At 42.3% G+C, this 3,533-nt stretch carries 4 protein-coding genes; 3 read left to right on the top strand and 1 reads right to left on the bottom strand.

Annotated elements, in window-relative coordinates; all coding sequences use genetic code 11:
• The first annotated feature begins 100 nt into the window (after window positions 1–100).
• Window positions 101–742: a DUF3226 domain-containing protein gene (locus tag QT979_RS28590; protein ID WP_333312357.1), complete on the top strand. Its 642-nt coding sequence runs from the start codon at window positions 101–103 to the stop codon at window positions 740–742.
• A 112-nt stretch (window positions 743–854) separates the two neighbouring features.
• The gene (locus QT979_RS28585) at window positions 855–1,493 is read left to right on the top strand and encodes a histidine phosphatase family protein (RefSeq protein WP_333312356.1); all 639 of its coding nucleotides are present in this window, start codon (window positions 855–857) and stop codon (window positions 1,491–1,493) included.
• A 45-nt stretch (window positions 1,494–1,538) separates the two neighbouring features.
• On the opposite strand, the gene psaK is transcribed toward QT979_RS28585, so the two are convergent.
• Window positions 1,539–1,799, bottom strand: a complete 261-nt coding sequence (gene psaK, locus QT979_RS28580) for a photosystem I reaction center subunit PsaK (protein ID WP_333214723.1) — start codon at window positions 1,797–1,799, stop codon at window positions 1,539–1,541.
• A gap of 228 nt (window positions 1,800–2,027) precedes the next feature.
• On the opposite strand from psaK, the gene QT979_RS28575 reads away from it, so the two are divergent.
• Window positions 2,028–3,239 (top strand): acetate kinase, encoded by a 1,212-nt coding sequence (locus tag QT979_RS28575; protein WP_333312355.1) that lies wholly within the window; start codon window positions 2,028–2,030, stop codon window positions 3,237–3,239.
• The last annotated feature ends 294 nt before the right edge of the window (window positions 3,240–3,533 follow it).

Genomic DNA, 3,533 nt, shown 5'->3' with positions numbered 1-3,533 from the left:
TCTAGGGAGTAGGGTTTCATTTTTCTCTTTCTTACCACCTCTAATATTGTACCTAATCGTTAAGCAAAGTGCTGTAGAAAGTAAAAATGATGCAATTTTTATGCAGGCAATGGTTGACAAACTAAACTGCGATGTCCAGGTAGAAAAACCTATTTATATAGATGATTATGAACGTTTGGAAGGCTTGAGCGAAACAAAGTTAATCACGACTTTAAAAGCTTTAGAAGCAGATATTCAAAAAAGAGATATAGAAAAAATTGGGATTATTATTGATATTGATAACTATTCAGAAGCAGAGCGGCTGGAATTCGTAAATGAATGTATACAACAGGTGTTTGAATCTGAAACATTGTCAAGCACTAAACAATTTATCGATATTTGTGGAGATAATGGAACAAATGCAAAATTGGCTTGTTACTTTACAAATGTTGGAGGTCAAGGCGAACTCGAAACGCTTTTAAAGGCAATCAAGGCTAGAGAATCACCTCATGCTGATTGTTTGAATAGCTGGAAAACTTGCATAGAAAGCCAGGGACAGCAAATTAACCAGAAAGGTTTTGATAAATTCTGGGTGAGCATCTATCTCAGGTATGATACTTGCTCAGATAAGGAAGAGAAACAAGCTGGAAGGAAATGCAGTATGTCTGGATTTGATTATGTTATGGAACAGAAAAAAGATATTTGGGATTGGGATAATCCTGCACTCGATGATTTGAAGGAGTTTTTTAAACTATTTTGCTAATATGATAAAATAAACAAGAAATATTCGGCGGTTGAAACCGCTACTACACAAGCGAAGTCCGCCTTCGCGGACTAAAGAATAAACAGGATTTGATATCACAATTAAGTAATTTATGAGCTTAAAAATCTACTTTCTACGACACGGTGAAACGACTTACAGCCAAACAGGTGGCTTCTGCGGCGCTATCGATCCAGAATTAACGCCCGAAGGTTATCAAATGGCAGAACAGTTTGCCGCCACTTACGCAAAATTGCCTTGGAATGCTGTTTATGTCAGTCCGATGAAACGCACAATTGCTACTGCAAAACCTTTGTGCGATGCTGTGGGGATTGAAATGCAGCTTCGCGACGGACTGAGGGAAATTAAGTACGGTGAGTGGGAAGGCAAAACAGTAGAAGAGGTCAAAAAAGAATACGAAGAAGATTATATTAATTGGCTGACTGAACCTGCTTGGAATGCACCAAACGGCGGCGAAACTTCGGTGCAAATTGCCAGTAGAGCTTCCTTAGTTATTGCAGAAATTGAGGAAAAATATAAGAATGGAAATGTGTTGGTTGTCTCGCACAAAGCAACTATTAGGATTATTCTGTGCAGTCTGTTGGGGATTGATTTGGGACGTTATCGCGATCGCATTGCCGCTTTAGCAGCTTCTGTCAGTATTGTTAAGTTTGAGGTGCACGGGCCACTGCTGGAAGTTTTGGGCGATCGATCGTACATGGATGAAACTCTCCGCAATTTGCCCGGTACTTGAAATTACGGGTAGGGTGCGCGCACTGCCTACCCGGAGCGTCTGAAACTAAATCGCGCCTATGTAAGACAATCCTAAAATAGTACCTGCTCCCAAAATATGACCAAAGGCAGTAGTTCCCAAAACTGCACCCAAACTCAAACCGCCGAACATACTGGATGAGGGCATTGCTGGGCCTGTGGTAGGCTTCTGGATGGTTGATTTGCCGATCGCAATAGCTAAAATATTGCAAAGAATCATAATCAAACCGATTGTAGGGCTCCACTCTACGGTTCTGGGGGCAACGGCAAGTAAAATTGGTGTAAACATCGATCGGCTCCTTAAACTTTAGTAAACGAAAATGTGCATAGAAGATATATCAAAAAAATGCAACTGTTAGCTACACATTGCATTAAGAGTTAATTTTTCGACATTTTTCTTAATATTTTTCCCAGGATCTCAAGATTTCTTAGCCTGTGCAGGCGGACGAAAGTTTGACAACACACGATTGCAATCGCCTAGCGATCGAAAGAACGAATCAACAGGAAATAATAAAGCATGAAAATACTGGTGTTAAATGCAGGGTCTAGCAGTCAAAAGAGCTGTCTTTACGAGTTAAATGATGTCCTCCCCGATCGACCTTTGCAACCCCTCTGGGAGGCTCAAATAGACTGGACTCACCAGCAGGGTATAGCAGAGTTGAAAGTCAAAACAGCAAAAGGCGATCGGCTTGAAGAGGAGTTTGCCTCAGACTCTCGCAAAGATGCTATTTCTCGAATGCTGCAGAGTCTTTGGAGGGGAAGAACTCAAACAATTAATGATTTAAAAGAAATTGATATGGTCGGCCACCGCGTCGTACACGGCGGACAAGATTATCAGCAAAGTACGTTAATTTCGCCGGATGTTAAAAAGGCGATCGCCCGTTTATCTGTTTTCGCCCCGGTTCACAATCCGGTTAACCTCGAAGGCATCGAAGCGATTGAAAAACTCCTCCCAAATCTGCCGCAAGTAGCAGTATTTGATACAGCTTTTCACGCACAATTGCCGCCCGCAGCCTTTGTTTATCCAGGCCCCTATGAATGGCTGGAAAATGGGATTCGCCGTTACGGTTTTCACGGGATTAGCCATCAATATTGCGCGCGTCGGGCCGCCGACATTCTGGGTAAAAATTTGGCAGATTTGCGGTTGATTAGCTGTCATTTGGGCAACGGATGTTCTCTGGCCGCCATTCGCGGTGGCTGGAGTGTTGACACGACGATGGGATTTACGCCTTTGGAAGGTTTGATGATGGGAAGTCGATCGGGTTCGATCGATCCAGGCATCCTCATTCATCTGTTAAAACAATCCGATTTTACTGCTGAGAAACTTGATGGTATTCTCAATCGAAATTCAGGTTTAAAAGGGATTTCAGGGGTGTCTAGCGATCTGCGGCAGATTGGAGATGCGATCGTCCAAGGTAATCAGAGAGCTCAACTTGCTTTGGATATTTACATCCACCGTTTGCGTGCCGGAATTGGTGCCATGCTGGCGAGTTTGGGAGGGTTGGATGCTTTAATTTTTACGGCGGGAGTCGGGGAAAATGCTGCTGTTGTGAGATCGGCAGCTTGCGAAGCTTTTGGATTTATCGGGTTAAAATTGGATGGGGATAAAAATCAACTGTCACCAATCGATCAAGATATTGCGGCACTGGATTCAGCAGTGAGAATTTTGGTAATTCACACACAGGAAGATTGGGAAATTGCGCGAGAATGCTGGAAACTTTATCACTAATTTATTTTATGAATTCCTGCAACAGCGATGCCCAATCAGCTTCGCAGAAGTGTCAATCGATTTTAGATTTTAGATTTTAGATTAAAGAATTGAAGCATTGGCCCCACAGATCAATTCGGGCGCTTGTTTATCGGATACAGGTTTTTTATTTATCCGTCCTGAGTCTGCTTTCGGAATGAATCCGGGGGCTTGTATCCTGGATGCTTTCGGTCAAAAATCGGTTCTTCCTTACTTACTATGCTAAATCAATAGTTAAAGGCGTAAAATCAATTTAACAAATATGTCAAAATGTAA

The sequence above is a fragment of the Microcoleus sp. w2-18bC1 genome (assembly GCF_036700365.1).
GTDB lineage: Bacteria > Cyanobacteriota > Cyanobacteriia > Cyanobacteriales > Microcoleaceae > Microcoleus.
The sequence above is the reverse complement of the archived record's forward strand: the minus strand, read 5'-3'. Positions and strand labels throughout refer to the sequence as shown.

What these genes read in the sequence shown, in the direction of transcription:
- psaK (WP_333214723.1), bottom strand. Translation starts at nt 1,799, where the DNA reads ATGTTTACACCAATTTTACTTGCCGTTGCCCCCAGAACCGTAGAGTGG.
- QT979_RS28590 (WP_333312357.1), top strand. Translation starts at nt 101, where the DNA reads ATGCAGGCAATGGTTGACAAACTAAACTGCGATGTCCAGGTAGAAAAA.
- QT979_RS28575 (WP_333312355.1), top strand. Translation starts at nt 2,028, where the DNA reads ATGAAAATACTGGTGTTAAATGCAGGGTCTAGCAGTCAAAAGAGCTGT.
- QT979_RS28585 (WP_333312356.1), top strand. Translation starts at nt 855, where the DNA reads ATGAGCTTAAAAATCTACTTTCTACGACACGGTGAAACGACTTACAGC.